Annotated in this window: 11 protein-coding genes; 3 read left to right on the top strand and 8 right to left on the bottom strand. The window is 30.4% G+C overall.

Features of this window, described 5'->3' with window-relative positions; genetic code table 11:
- Window positions 1-11: 11 nt before the first annotated feature.
- The gene (helD, locus tag ACJDUH_RS06495) at window positions 12-2,303 is read right to left on the bottom strand and encodes an RNA polymerase recycling motor HelD (protein ID WP_406764342.1); all 2,292 of its coding nucleotides are present in this window, start codon (window positions 2,301-2,303) and stop codon (window positions 12-14) included.
- A gap of 150 nt (window positions 2,304-2,453) precedes the next feature.
- On the opposite strand from helD, the gene ACJDUH_RS06490 reads away from it, so the two are divergent.
- Window positions 2,454-3,278 (top strand): SDR family oxidoreductase, encoded by an 825-nt coding sequence (locus ACJDUH_RS06490; RefSeq protein WP_406764341.1) that lies wholly within the window; start codon window positions 2,454-2,456, stop codon window positions 3,276-3,278.
- 115 nt (window positions 3,279-3,393) lie between these two features.
- On the opposite strand, the gene ACJDUH_RS06485 is transcribed toward ACJDUH_RS06490, so the two are convergent.
- The 6 genes from ACJDUH_RS06485 to ACJDUH_RS06460 form a co-directional block, all read right to left on the bottom strand.
- Window positions 3,394-3,903 carry an ECF transporter S component gene (locus ACJDUH_RS06485; RefSeq protein WP_406764340.1) on the bottom strand — a complete coding sequence of 170 codons (510 nt, stop codon included), beginning with the start codon at window positions 3,901-3,903 and terminating at the stop codon, window positions 3,394-3,396.
- 81 nt (window positions 3,904-3,984) lie between these two features.
- On the bottom strand, window positions 3,985-4,449 hold the full coding sequence (gene def, locus ACJDUH_RS06480; RefSeq protein ID WP_406764339.1) for a peptide deformylase: 465 nt from the start codon (window positions 4,447-4,449) through the stop codon (window positions 3,985-3,987).
- Window positions 4,450-4,515: 66 nt separating this feature from the next.
- Window positions 4,516-6,198 carry a B12-binding domain-containing radical SAM protein gene (locus tag ACJDUH_RS06475; protein WP_406764338.1) on the bottom strand — a complete coding sequence of 561 codons (1,683 nt, stop codon included), beginning with the start codon at window positions 6,196-6,198 and terminating at the stop codon, window positions 4,516-4,518.
- Window positions 6,116-6,733 (bottom strand): class I SAM-dependent methyltransferase, encoded by a 618-nt coding sequence (locus ACJDUH_RS06470; RefSeq protein WP_406764337.1) that lies wholly within the window; start codon window positions 6,731-6,733, stop codon window positions 6,116-6,118. Before ACJDUH_RS06470 ends, ACJDUH_RS06475 begins: the two co-directional genes overlap by 83 nt.
- Window positions 6,734-6,808: 75 nt before the next feature.
- Window positions 6,809-7,519 carry a zinc dependent phospholipase C family protein gene (locus tag ACJDUH_RS06465; RefSeq protein ID WP_406764336.1) on the bottom strand — a complete coding sequence of 237 codons (711 nt, stop codon included), beginning with the start codon at window positions 7,517-7,519 and terminating at the stop codon, window positions 6,809-6,811.
- Window positions 7,520-7,558: 39 nt separating this feature from the next.
- Window positions 7,559-8,866 carry a PQQ-dependent sugar dehydrogenase family protein gene (locus ACJDUH_RS06460; RefSeq protein WP_406764335.1) on the bottom strand — a complete coding sequence of 436 codons (1,308 nt, stop codon included), beginning with the start codon at window positions 8,864-8,866 and terminating at the stop codon, window positions 7,559-7,561.
- A 429-nt stretch (window positions 8,867-9,295) separates the two neighbouring features.
- Between ACJDUH_RS06460 and ACJDUH_RS06455 the strand changes: the two genes are divergently transcribed.
- Together ACJDUH_RS06455 and spoVB are read left to right on the top strand one after the other, a co-directional pair.
- Window positions 9,296-10,411 carry an aminopeptidase gene (locus ACJDUH_RS06455; protein ID WP_406764334.1) on the top strand — a complete coding sequence of 372 codons (1,116 nt, stop codon included), beginning with the start codon at window positions 9,296-9,298 and terminating at the stop codon, window positions 10,409-10,411.
- A 61-nt stretch (window positions 10,412-10,472) separates the two neighbouring features.
- Complete coding sequence (gene spoVB, locus ACJDUH_RS06450) at window positions 10,473-11,978, top strand: stage V sporulation protein B (protein WP_406764333.1); 1,506 nt, start codon at window positions 10,473-10,475, stop codon at window positions 11,976-11,978.
- A gap of 8 nt (window positions 11,979-11,986) precedes the next feature.
- Here spoVB and ACJDUH_RS06445 read toward each other — a convergent pair whose 3' ends face one another.
- Entirely contained in the window at window positions 11,987-13,600 is a 1,614-nt protein-coding gene (locus tag ACJDUH_RS06445; RefSeq protein ID WP_406764332.1) for a putative polysaccharide biosynthesis protein, read from the bottom strand.
- Window positions 13,601-13,607 lie beyond the last annotated feature (7 nt).

The raw sequence follows: 13,607 nt of genomic DNA, 5'->3' as shown, positions 1-13,607 counted from the left end.
AGATTTCTAACTTATTCTAATAAGCTAGAAATCTTACCGTTAAAAAACACATACTGAAAATGAAGTGCTCTTGTTAATACAACATATAAAAGCTTTTTGTCTAATTCACTTTCACTATAATTAGTATCATTACAATTAAAAACCACACTGCAGTCAAATTCTAGGCCTTTTGTCATATAGGAAGGTATAATAATTCTATTTAAGCTAAGGTTCTTATCTGTATCTTTTACTAATTCCCATTTATAGTTATTGCTTTTTTTCATTATCTCATTGATTAACTTGCACTCCTCATAGGTTCTTCCTATAATAGCAATGCTTTTCCTTCCAGCTACCTCCACTTCTTCTACTACTTTATCCATTAATAATCCGAACTCATTTTTTGTTTTAAATTCTATAGTTTTAGGAGGCATCCCATGTCTTAATACAGGAATAGCTGGCTTTAAGCTGTTAGCTTGCTTTTTTAAAATCTTATTTGCAAATTCAATTATTTCTACTGTTGATCTATAACTTTGAGTAAGAGGAGTATACTTGGCATCTCCATCAAAAACATCTCTAACAACTTTTTGCCAGTCCTCTATACCTTTATAATAGTAAATACCTTGTCCTATGTCTCCTACCAAGGTTAAGGAATTATTCCCTGTTAGATTTCTTAATATATATATTTGAAGCATACTGTAATCCTGGGCTTCATCTACTACTAAATGCTGAAACTTGTATTTTTCAGATATTCCTTCAATTTTAAACTTAAGATACAGCATAGCTGCTAGATCATCACTATCTATTATTCCATTTTTAATATTACTATTTAATTCTTCTGTAATATAACTTAAAAGTTTACCTGGAATTTTATCTTCCACAACTTCACTAAGAATTTCATTATTATTAAATAAGGCTTGATATAACTTACTTGTGTCTATTTCTCTCCAATTAGTAAAATATTCCTCAAAGCATTCTTTTGCCTTTTTCTTAATATATTCCTTTTTATTATCCCTTTCATCATAAAGCTCTACTAGTCTTTGCCTTCTTAAGCTGCCATCTTCCATAACTCTTTTTGTTCTAGCAAGCAAGTATTCGTAAGAGAAATCTATTTTGTCTAATACCTCATTTATCTTTCCATTAAGTTTTAATAAAAAATATCTTTTGATTTCATCTTTTCTCTTATTAATAGGCAAATTTACCATATCTTTCGAATATAATCTCTTAATCTCATTACTATCAAATAATACATAGTCTTCTACTGTAATATCATGAACTTCTAAATCTCTTTTTTCTATGTATCTTATGTACCTGTCCAAAATTGTCTTAAAAGTCAAGGAGCCTTTTAATTTACTGCTGTTAGTAATATACTTTATTTTTTCTTTTTCTACTTCTTCAAGTACCACAGATAGCTTTTTGTCTTTGCTATAGACCTTTCCTTTAATACCTAAAAGTTCCACCGCTAGTTCCTCAAAGGTCTTTTGTTTTACCATGTCAACACCTAAGTTTGGAAGTACTTCTGAGATGTAATCCAAAAAAAGTTTATTTGGTGCAATAACCAAGATATCATTTCCTGAAAGCTTATCCTTGTATTTATAAAGCAGATATGCAAGTCTATGTAGAGCAACAGTTGTTTTTCCTGAACCAGCTGAACCTTGAACGATTAATGCCCCATTTTTTTCAGCTCTGATAATTTCGTTTTGTTCCTTTTGTATAGTTGCAACTACTTCCTTGAGCTTACTGCTTATACTTTCTTCTAAACTTATTTTCAGAAACTCGTCAATTAGAGCTGTACCCTCTTCTTCTTTTGAATTAAGTATTATCTCATTAATTCCTTCATCAAAGGCATCTGTTAAATTACCATTTTTAATTAAAAATTTTCTCTTTAAAGAAAGTTCGCCATTTATAACTCCAATAGGTGCTTTGTAATAAGCTTCTCCTTGAGTACCGCTGTAATATAAATCTGCTATAGGAGCTCTCCAATCTATTACAACCTCGTCTCCGGTCTTACTATCTCCTAATCCAAATTTACCAATATAAAAGCTTTCCATTTCTTTTCTATATTCTCTAAAATCTACTCTGGCAAAGAAAGTCTGCCCTTCGGCTTCGCTGTAGTTTTTGAGATTCTTATGAGTTATCTCATAAAGTCTTTGCGTTGTTTCCAGCTCTTCACTATATTTCCCTTTTGCTTGTCTTTTCAGTTTTGCAATTTTTTCTTTAAGAATATCATCATTTGACTCTATAATATTTATTTCAGCTTTTAACCATGCTTTAACATCATTTAACTTTTTTGTTTCTTGAAGAAATTCATTAGGTTCTATACTCATATAATCACCCCTTATTTCTACACGTAAAATAATATTTTATATTCAATATAAATATTTGTCAATATCTATTATTGTATCATTATTAAATTCATATAATTTAATGAATCTTAAAATATTTGCCACATAGAATATTTGCTATGGAGGGATTAAATGAACATATTAATTACTGGTGCAGATGGCAACATAGGCAGCTATCTTATTAAAAGCTTAAGTAAAAATCATAAAATATTTGCATTAAATAAAAATGATTTAGATATAACAGATAAAAATATGTGCATAGAAAAGATAAGAAATTTAAAGCCTCATATAGTACTGCATACTGCCGCCCTGTCAAATGTAGATTTATGTGAAAGAGACGAAACCTCAGCTTACAGTATTAATACTATTGGCAGCTTAAACGTTGCATATCCTTGCAGTTTACTAGATATACCTATTATTTATTTTTCTTGCAATAATGTGTACGATGGAAATAAGATAGGTCCATACTATGAAACAGATTTATGTTCACCTATAAATGTTTATGGTAAAACTAAGTTAGCTGGAGAAAAGCTTATTCGAACAATTTGTTCTAAATACTTTATACTAAGGACCTCTTGGATTTATGGATCCAAAGATTGCTTTGTAAGAAATGTTATAGAAAATAAAGAAGTACCTTTATTTATGTGCTCAAGCGAAATATCTTCCCCCACCTATATAGGTGATTTAACTAAAGTTATTGAAAAAATAATTTGCACTGATAGGTATGGAATTTATAACTGTACTAATGCAGGTGCCATTAAAAAATCAATATGGGTTAAAACAATACTTAATAATTTAAATATAAAAAAGGACGTTATAGAAATACCTGAAAATTTTATTTCTAATAGAGCACCAAGGCCAAAATGTACAATCCTTAATATGTCCTTATTGAAGAATTGTTTTGAAATAGAAATGCCTACATGGGAAGCTTCTTTAAAGAAATACTTAGAACTATAGTTATATGCATAAAAATAGCTACAATATATAAAATATGCTACATTAGCATATTTTATATATTGTAGCCATCTTTTCATTCTGCTAAAGTTATTTTGTCACAGCTTCTCTTATCTGATTATCTATTTGATGAGAATTCCTTAATTAAGTCTTTTCTAGTTGCTTTTGAAATAGACTTAACAAGTACAGATGAGATGACAGCATCTACAGAATGATGCAGTAGTGTTCCAACTCCAACAACTATTAAAACCTTATACATGGTAAAGCCAAAAGGTATTACCACTAGTGCTTCTAAAACTGCATGTATTGGCGCAGTAACAATAAGTGCAGTATTAAAGGATTTCCCTTTTTTAATTAAATTAGCGCCCACTAAAGCCACAATAACATGCATTAATGCCCTAGCTGCTACATATATTGGTGAGGATATAAAAAATCCTAGTGCAGAGCCAAGTGCTACCATAACCGCTGCTTCAGGTCCTAGAAGCATGGCAAGAAAAATAGGTACATGAGCAGTTATTGTTGCAGTAAATGGCGGCAAAACTACTTGAAGTCCTTTGAAGTAAATTGGAATAATAATTACCCATGCTGTTAATAATGCTGCATAGGTCAGCTTTCTTATATCTTTCATACTAAACCCTCCATATACACCTGTATATACACCAGTATACAGAGTTAAATGTTATTTGTAAAGAAAAATATAAAAATTTATTTACTCTTCAAGTTTATACACCTTTCTAGCCCTATCAATGTATAATATTCCATCAAGATGATCAATTTCGTGGCAAAATGCCTTTGCAAGTAGCCCCTCTGCATTGTACTGAACTGTATTGCCGTTAATATCCATTCCTTGTACGGTTACCTTCTTTGGTCTGATTAACGAACCTTCAAAACCTGGATAGCTTAAGCAGCCTTCTATGCCTTCCTCCTTGCCTACCTTCGCAACAATTTTAGGATTTACTAATGCAATTGCTTCCTTTCCTTCTCTTAAATCTATAAAAATCACTCTTTTTAACACGCCAATTTGAGGGGCTGCAAGCCCAATACCAGTGGTACTATAGAGTGTATCCTTTAAATCCTCTATTAATTTAATAATTTCAACATCTATAATATCAACTTTTCTGCTAACCCTTTTTAGCTTTTGATTTCCAAATCTAAGAATCTCTTTCACTGCCATTTACTTACCCCCGTATTTTTTATAAGTATTTAAGCCTATTAACAATTCTGATAAATAAATAATAAGTCATATGGATGCAATTATTTCTAAAACATTTTCAGTATTATCTTCATCAAAAATATAATAGAAACTGCCATTAATTATTCTACCTGAACTTAGAAATTTATTAATATCTATATTAAATTTCTCAAGGTTATAATTTAAATAATCAATGGTGATTATTTTTTCTTTAATTGCTAATTTTATTTTCTTTTCTGTAATTTTATCAATATTTCTATCTATGAAGTTGGGAAGATATTTTTTCTTATTAAATTTTAAAAAGTCGTATTTTATTATATCTATTAAATTTTCATTTCTTTCCTTAATTACCTCAGCATTAAATTCTAAAAAAACTTTATAATATTCTATTGAAGATAGACTTCTATTAAAGTATCCTTTCTCACTAAAGAACAAACCTAAATTTAGGTAAAATTCAAAGGGATTTTCAAATTTAGGCAGAAAATATTTTAGTATACTATTAAACTTACCAGAATTATAGTACTTATCTACCATTTCTTCTACTTTTTTTAACAAGGTCAATTCCTCGTAGCTTATATCCTTCGTACTAATAACCTCGTAAGGTTCATAGGGGGAAGAGACAATACCCCATTTATTAGCTTCTTCTTTCATTGGGGACCCTTTTAATAATTTAAGAAAACCAAGTTGAATCTCATCAGGCCTAATACTATAAAGTTCATTAAATGATCTTTTAAAGGATTCAAAATTTTCTCCTGGAAGTCCTGCAATTAAATCCAAGTGTTGCTTAATATTTCCAAAGCCATTTAATATATTTACTTGACTCTTTATATCTTCGAAGGATACAAATCTATTGATGTTTTTTAAAATCTCATAATTAGTTGTTTGAACCCCTATTTCAAATTGAAATCTACCTTTAGGAGCACTTTTTAAAAGTTCTAACTGTTCATCTCTTAAGATATCAGCAGAGATTTCGAAATGAAAGGTTGTATCAGTATTTAAAGATATTAAATAGCTCCATACCTCCATAGCAAATTTGCTGCTGCAATTAAAGGTTCTATCTACAAATTTAATGAGTTTAACCTTTTTATTTATTAAGTTATTTAAATCTTTTTTTACCCTATTTATATCTAAAAACCTGACACCATGGATTGTAGATGAGAGACAGTATTTACAATTAAAAGGACATCCTCTGGCTCCTTCATAATATATTATTTTATTATTTAAGTCTTCATCTTTTTCATAGGGAAAGATCAGTTTATTTATGTCCATTAAAGGCCTTCTGCCGCCATATTTAATCAGGCTGCCCTCCTTGTAATATACACCTTTTATATTATCAGGTTCTAGACCTTCCTTAAAAGCTAAGACAAATTCTCTAAATGTTTCTTCTCCCTCTCCCTCAATAATATAATCCACTGGATGATTATGAAAAAATTCATCACTATTAAAGGATACTTCTGGACCCCCATATAATATTTTAATATCCTTATTAATTAATTTTATTAAAACTGCTATTTGCTTTACAAAGCTTATATTCCATATATAACAAGAAAAAGCCACTATATTGGGCTTCTCATGTATAATGCTTTCAACAACTTTCTCAGCTCTGTCATTTATTGAATACTCCCTTATATTACATTCATAATTAATATCACTTGTGAAAGCTCTTAGATATCTTATTGCTAAATTGCTGTGTATAAATTTTGAATTTATTCCCACTAGTAGTAGTTTCATTAATTGAACATCCTTTCTTCTTTGCCTTAATATAGTATATATTATCCGAACACTTAAAATCAATGACCTCAAAGTAATCCTCTAGAAGTTTTAAAGTTCCATTTTTAGAAGTATCCTTAAGCAAATTGAGTTCATTTATGTTAATTATCTTAACCTTTTCTTCTGGCAGCATAATTTTTATACTGCACTTAGAAAGCTTTAAATATGGTTTATCTATGTCCCATATATGTAATACACCAGTGTCCTTTAAAAATTTATGAATTTCTTTAATGAATTCTCTTTTGCTTTTTTTTAGCCAAATATTTCTTAAAGAAAAAAGCATAATGCAGCTGTCGTAGCTATTTTCCTGAATCTCTTTTTTATCATCTCTACTTGCTACATATTCTAAAGAGGCCTCCTCATTATAATGCTTGAAAATACTATATATAATGCCCTGGTTTTTCTCTCCTATATCTAAAACATTACCTGTCAAGACTTCTCTTTCCATATTAATAATTATTTTATTATTAAAATTTGAAACTGAAAATAGTGCCATTTACTTCACCCCTTTATTAACTATTAATACACTAATTCTACAGAAAAAAAATAATTCCTCCAAATATTGGAAGAATTATTTATTATTAATTTTTATGGTGTTATAGTAGTCAATCAAAAAGCCTGCTGTTGTGTTTTGTGCTTCTTTTATTACCGCAGCAGCTATTTTACCATACCTTTCTTCTCTGCTATAAATACTCGAATATTTCAGAAAAGCATTATTTGCAAATAAGGCATTGTTTTTTATATATTCATCAACTGACTTATATTGGACAATCCCTTTATCTATCAAAAATGAATAATCAGAATAAAATCTTTTAATTATCCACATTTCGAATTGTCTGTGACTGTTCAGAAGCTTATTATTTACATGCTGAGGAACGGTCATATCCTGTATTAGATGACAGCAGGCACCAAGGAAAAACATTGCTCTATCCATATCTTTTAATTTATAGCAGTTTAAAGATTTATTATAGTACTTTTTGAATTCAGTAAGTGCATCTGAAAACCCATACAACCCTTTACCTTTACTAAAGTGATAAAAATGATTAGAGCTTTTAAAGTCCTGATCCGCCCAGGTTACACCTTCATTCAAGGGCTTTATATATTCCTTAAAAAATTCATGTTCCTCAATATAGCTTTCATTCTTTAATATTTCAACAGCTTGAATGTTTATAAACTTATGTATAGTACAGTTTGTCTTTAATACCTTTTTCTTAATGGGATTTACTGCAAACATCATTCCTCTTAATGCCTTCCCATAGGTATTTTCGATTCTTTTTTTCATTTAAGAACCTGCCTCTCCTTTGTTATACGGTTCAATTGTTTATTGCTTATCAGCACTGCTGCTATATTTCCATATAATTATTGTTATTGAAAACAATAAAATAAATATAAAATAATATATAATATTTTTATTTATTTTAAATATATTACTATTTGGATTAATATGCAAGCTATAAAGAAAACCTTCTTTATTATCCAGTAAAAGTATTGATTTATCATAAATTCGAATTGCTGATAAATCTGTATTTTGATTTAGTTTAGCCATTTCCTTTAAAACATTTCCTTTTGTTAGTGTATATAGAATATTGTCTCTGTTATCATAAAAATATATACAATCCTTTTCTCCGACTTGAGCTTTACTATCAACTGTAAGTATACTTAAAGCGGAAAGTGATTTATGCTGATATATGGGTGCTGGTGGATTTGAGGAAGGATGATTATCTAATAAAAATTCTATCTTATTTTTATCACTTTTAAATCTTGGAGAGGTTACAGGATCCCCTCCACTATAATCCGGCCAGCCATACCAAACTCCTTTTTTTATTTCATATATATAATCTGTGTCACCTGATAGAGGTCTAAGTCCTCTATTTTCAATTCCCCCTACTGAAGCCATAAGTTTTCCATCACTGCTAAAATCCATTCCTTTAATATTTCTAATGCCCCAAGCAAAGTTTTCTGCAGCACCAGATTGTAAATTATAGGTAATTATTGTACCATTTCCTGGGAAATGTCCAGGGATTAATTGCCCTTTTAAATTCTTTGTTTTATAGGGTATGAAAGCACCAGTCTTCTCGTTTCCAAAAGTTGTTCCTTTAAGCGAAATATTTCTTGGAGATAGGTCAAAGAAAAATGGATATTCTTGCATCCAAATATTATCCGGCCCAACTACTCCAGAGTTTGTAGCAGCACCTATAGTAATATATAAATCATCACCCACTATTTTAATAAGACTTTCATTATAATCACCATAATTAGGTAAATCATTTATAATTACCTTTTGCTCCTTTTTCTTTAAATCAAAGCTAATTATTTTATTATTGCTGGCAAAATATAATTTATCCTTATAAAACTCTAAGGAATTAATATTTAGGTTCTTGTCCACTAAAACATCATAGCTCTTACCTTTTGCATCTATAAATTGTATTTTATCCTTATAGGCAATATAATAATTTCCCACTTTATCTTCTGTAAAGTCCTTTGCTTTAAATAAACCTTTATACTTTATTTCATAACTTAGCTTGCTATCCTTTAAGTCTATGTATTGATTTTTATAAAATCCTTTTAAAAATATAAATAAAATTATGAGGCTGCATGCTGCAGCGGTAAATATTACAACCTTTTTCATTTTTCCTCCATTCTTAAATTACATTCTTTTAATTATATATATTTTATTTTGTGAAGGTATATGTTATAAGCAGCTATTTTTTTGTATATTACTACTGCTTACTGAAACGCACATTAAACAATAACCAAAATTATGACATTAATCTTTTATAATATATAAATTCTGCAATTTTTTATGGCAATTTTATAAAAATATCTTTGCAATATTAAAATTTATCTGATAATATTATTTTGATGGTAGATTAAAATTGTTGTTTTATTACCAGTTTACTATATTTTGATTATATGGAGGTTAACGAGTAATATTAATTACTTAGTGCTGACCACTAAAAGGAGGTAAATGTCCTAAATGGACATTTACGAGCAATTATCGAGCGGGAGCGAGAGGGCTTAATTGCTCAGTGCTTCCGACTAAAAGGAGGAATATACTATGAAAGATCCAAGAATAAGCACCTTAGCAAAGAATCTAATTAACTATTCCTGTGAGCTTAAGAAGGGTGAAAAGGTTTTAATCGAAGCTATCGGCCTTGAAAGACCACTTGTAATAGAGTTAGTTAAGGAAGCATATTTAGCTGGTGCTATACCTTTTGTAACAATAAAGGACAAAGAAGTTGATAGAGCATTACTTATGAACTGCAGCAAGGAACAGCTTGATATGATGGCAAAATATGAAGCTTTAAGAATGTCAGAAATGGATGCTTACATAGGTCTTAGAGCAGGAAATAATATAACTGAAACCGCAGATGTTCCTGCTGAAAATATGTCTATGAACATGAAGTATCTTTGGAATCCTGTTCATGGTGCCATTAGAGTTCCTAAGACAAAATGGGTGGTTTTAAGATATCCAAACTATGCAATGGCTCAATCTGCCAGCAGCAGCACAGAGGCATTTGAAGATTTTTATTTTAATGTTTGTAACTTAGATTACAGTAAAATGTCAAAGGCAATGGATTCACTTGTTACACTTATGGAAAAAACAGATAAGGTAAGACTTACTGGCCCTAATACTGATTTGAGTTTTTCTATTAAAGGTATACCTGCGATAAAATGCGATGGAAAGCTAAATATTCCAGATGGTGAAGTATACACTGCCCCTGTAAAAGACTCTGTTAATGGTGTTATTTCATATAATACTCCTGCAGTATATAATGGCTTTACATATGAGAATATAAGATTAGAATTTAAAAATGGAAAGATAGTAAAGGCAACTGCAAATGATACTGAAAGAATAACTAAAATATTCGACACAGATGATGGTGCTAGATATGTGGGTGAATTTGCAATTGGAGTAAATCCATATATTTTAAAACCTATGAAGGATACCTTATTTGATGAAAAAATAGCAGGATCTATTCATTTTACACCTGGTGCTTCCTATGATGATGCCTTTAACGGCAATAAATCCTCAGTACATTGGGATTTAGTATTTATCCAAAGACCAGAATATGGCGGAGGCGAAATTTACTTTGACGATGTCCTTATAAGAAAAGACGGTTTATTTGTAATAGATGAGCTTAAGGGACTTAATCCAGAAAACTTAAAATAATAGAATATAATTAATTATCCTCACATAATTATTAATGTTATGAATTATGTGGGGTTTTTTTATGAAAAAAGACGACTTTTTTAAAGAGTCTTTACTATTGACTATCTCCAACCTATCTACAGGTGTTTTAGGTTTTATATTCTCAATTCTACTTTCTAAGGAATTAGGTCCTGAAGGCATGGGACTATATGGACTCGTAATGCCTATATATAATCTCTTTATTTGCCTTATCTGTGGTGGAATGGTAACTGCAATCTCCAAGGTAGCAGCCATATACTATGGTAAAAGTGATTACAGAAACTTACATAGAACTATTAAGACTACAATTGTATTTGACTTAATTATAGGTATTACAATTGCCTCTTTATTTTATCTTTTAACGCCTTTTATAAGTAAGAACATAATAAAGGATGTAAGAACTTTAAATTCATTAAAAATTATAGCACCAGCCTTAATATTTGTAGCTATGTCTTCAATATTAAAAGGTTTCTTTTATGGAACATCTAAGGTAAAGGTACCTGCCTTTATAGACATATTAGAAAAAGGTGTAAGAATAGCAGTAATAGTAACACTTATAAATATGTTAAGGACTCCAAGTATTAATAATACAGTAACTGTTGCATATATCTCCCTTTGTATAGGAGAATTTGTAAGCTTACTGCTGCTTACAGTCTTTTATGAAGCAGATAGAAAAAGAATACCTTATGCAAAAACTAAAAGAGAAGGCAGACCTCAGCTATTATTTGACGTACTTGTTATTTCGCTACCCCTTTGCTTAAATGGATTTTTGTCTACAGTGCTTTCTACAGTTTCAACCTTAATAGTTCCTCGAAGACTAATTAGTGCAGGACTGCAATATAGCACAGCCTTATCCTTAATAGGTAAGTTTTCAGGTATGGCAATGACCATTATCTTTTTCCCACTGCTTGTTATTAACTCTATTGCAACCATCTTAGTACCGGATCTTTCAAAGGCTTTGGATAGAAAAGATTATTATGCATTAGAAAGTAGAATTATGCAGGTTATAAAAATAGCTTTTTTGCTTGGCATGAGCACCCTTGTCATTGGAATAAGTATACCTGATTCCTTGGGCAAATTATTCTTTAACCGATCAGATTTAGGTCCCTATATTAAATTTGCAGCTTGCTCAGCACCTATTGCCTTTACTTCCTCAACTACTTTTGGAATACTAAACGGACTAGGTAAACAAGGAATACTTCTTAGAAATTCACTTATAGTTTCAGTTTTGGAAGTAGTTTTACTTTACATATTTACAGGTATAAGCTTTATAAACATATATGGCTATGGAATCACCTTAATTATTACCTCCATAATCTTACTCATTATTAATACTTATGAAATAGGCAAATATTGTAATATAAGCTTTAGATCTAGCGAACTTATTATATATCTACTTATAACCTTGTTAATTTATTTTATAGTGAACATAATTAATAATGTAATTTCAAATGATTATTTAATGTTAAAAAATATAACCATAATAATATTCAGCTTCTTTGCCTTTTTCTTATCAATTTCTATAATAAATGAGGAAAGTCCATTATAGACTTTCCTTTATCTTATTCTTTTCATAAGGGTTTTTGGTATAAATTTTCTGAATCTATGAGGTATCATTTCTATTTCCCTTTTTGTTATTCCACCAACAAGGATTAATGCATAAAGATAGCTAAAAACTCCTGCAATTATAGCAGCAAAAGTAGATACCAATTGTGTAAAATAACCTTTATACACAAAACCAAGTACATATTCTACATCGAATTGCACAACATATGCTATTATTCCCATAAAGGCTGCTGCTATTAACGGTCTTACAGATAACTTTAATAAGTTATATTTTATTTTTAAACTTTTCTTAATAAGGTAATTGTTTAATAACAGTGGAACTAAAAAAGCTGCCATACTTCCAAAAACTGCTCCAAGTATATTGATATTAGGTTTTGCAATAAGTATGTAATTTAAAATAATCTTCGCAACTATTCCAGCAGCTATATATAAAGTAGAAATATACAGCTTGCCAATACTTTGAAGTATGGTAGCCTGAATTTGAACAATCGCCATAAATATTAACACTGCAGAGCCATACTTCATTAATACTGCTCCTGAACTATATCGTGCAAATAAAGTGTTAAATATGGGCTGACTTAAAACTGCAAGACCCACAGCTGAAGGGATTGCAATTAGTAGACAGGTCTTAAAGGCATAGTCTACGCTTCTTTTTATTGCTGCCCTGTCATTCACTGCAGCTGCCCCTGAAACAACAGGTAAAATAGTTGAACAGAGTGCTGAAACTATTGTAATAGGCACATTTATAAGTGTTTGATATTTGCCAAGATACCCAATTTTCGTATCTCCCTCAATGTCATTAAAGCCAGCTGTTAATAGTCTTCTCTTAGTATATAAAGTATCTATAAATCCACCTGCATTTTGCATACCCCAGCTTAAGGTCAGTGGAATAGAACAATTAATGAGTTTACTAAAAAGCCCCTTATTGGAATATCTAATAATTTCTTCTGAGTTATACTCCTTTGGAATCTTATAACTCTTGTTTTTCTTATAATAATGCAGCAGGTATATTACTGAGACCAAGGCTCCAATGGTTGTACCTACTGTTGCACCAGCACAAGCAGCTCCTACTCCATGCCTTCTAAGTAACGCTGCAAATATTATGGAGAAAACCAAATTCATTATCTGCTCAAGAACCTGAGATACTGCTGTTGCATTCATGTCACCTCTGCCTTGAAAATATCCTCTATAGGAAGATGCAATTGAGGTAAGTAAAACAGCAGGTGCTAGTGCAGAAATTGCAAGATATGCACTAGGAATCTTTATAAATGCTGAAAACGGCCTAGCCATTATTAGCATTAATATTGACATTACAGTACCTATTACAAATAATAAAGCTCTAGCTAATTTAAAAACTTTCACTGCATCCTTGTAGTTTTTTAAGGCAGTAAGTTCAGATACAGTTTTTGAAATTGCCGAGGATAACCCTGTGTTTGTAATTACATAAATAAAAGCAAATATAGTGTAGGTATAAAAGTATATACCATATCCATCTTCACCTACATAGTGTTGTAATAATGGTACATATATTAATGATAAAAGCTTTACTATCATTCCAGCAGCAGATAGGATAGCAAAGCCTTTAGTTGTAGACTGAGTCTTCATAATCCTC

Source organism: Candidatus Clostridium radicumherbarum (assembly GCF_045310525.1).
GTDB classification, from domain to species: domain Bacteria; phylum Bacillota; class Clostridia; order Clostridiales; family Clostridiaceae; genus Clostridium_AT; species Clostridium_AT radicumherbarum.
This window is presented reverse-complemented; position numbering and strand designations above follow the sequence as displayed.

What these genes read in the sequence shown, in the direction of transcription:
- helD (WP_406764342.1), bottom strand. Translation starts at nt 2,303, where the DNA reads ATGAGTATAGAACCTAATGAATTTCTTCAAGAAACAAAAAAGTTAAAT.
- ACJDUH_RS06490 (WP_406764341.1), top strand. Translation starts at nt 2,454, where the DNA reads ATGAACATATTAATTACTGGTGCAGATGGCAACATAGGCAGCTATCTT.
- ACJDUH_RS06485 (WP_406764340.1), bottom strand. Translation starts at nt 3,903, where the DNA reads ATGAAAGATATAAGAAAGCTGACCTATGCAGCATTATTAACAGCATGG.
- def (WP_406764339.1), bottom strand. Translation starts at nt 4,449, where the DNA reads ATGGCAGTGAAAGAGATTCTTAGATTTGGAAATCAAAAGCTAAAAAGG.
- ACJDUH_RS06475 (WP_406764338.1), bottom strand. Translation starts at nt 6,198, where the DNA reads ATGAAACTACTACTAGTGGGAATAAATTCAAAATTTATACACAGCAAT.
- ACJDUH_RS06470 (WP_406764337.1), bottom strand. Translation starts at nt 6,733, where the DNA reads ATGGCACTATTTTCAGTTTCAAATTTTAATAATAAAATAATTATTAAT.
- ACJDUH_RS06465 (WP_406764336.1), bottom strand. Translation starts at nt 7,519, where the DNA reads ATGAAAAAAAGAATCGAAAATACCTATGGGAAGGCATTAAGAGGAATG.
- ACJDUH_RS06460 (WP_406764335.1), bottom strand. Translation starts at nt 8,866, where the DNA reads ATGAAAAAGGTTGTAATATTTACCGCTGCAGCATGCAGCCTCATAATT.
- ACJDUH_RS06455 (WP_406764334.1), top strand. Translation starts at nt 9,296, where the DNA reads ATGAAAGATCCAAGAATAAGCACCTTAGCAAAGAATCTAATTAACTAT.
- spoVB (WP_406764333.1), top strand. Translation starts at nt 10,473, where the DNA reads ATGAAAAAAGACGACTTTTTTAAAGAGTCTTTACTATTGACTATCTCC.
- ACJDUH_RS06445 (WP_406764332.1), bottom strand. Translation starts at nt 13,600, where the DNA reads ATGAAGACTCAGTCTACAACTAAAGGCTTTGCTATCCTATCTGCTGCT.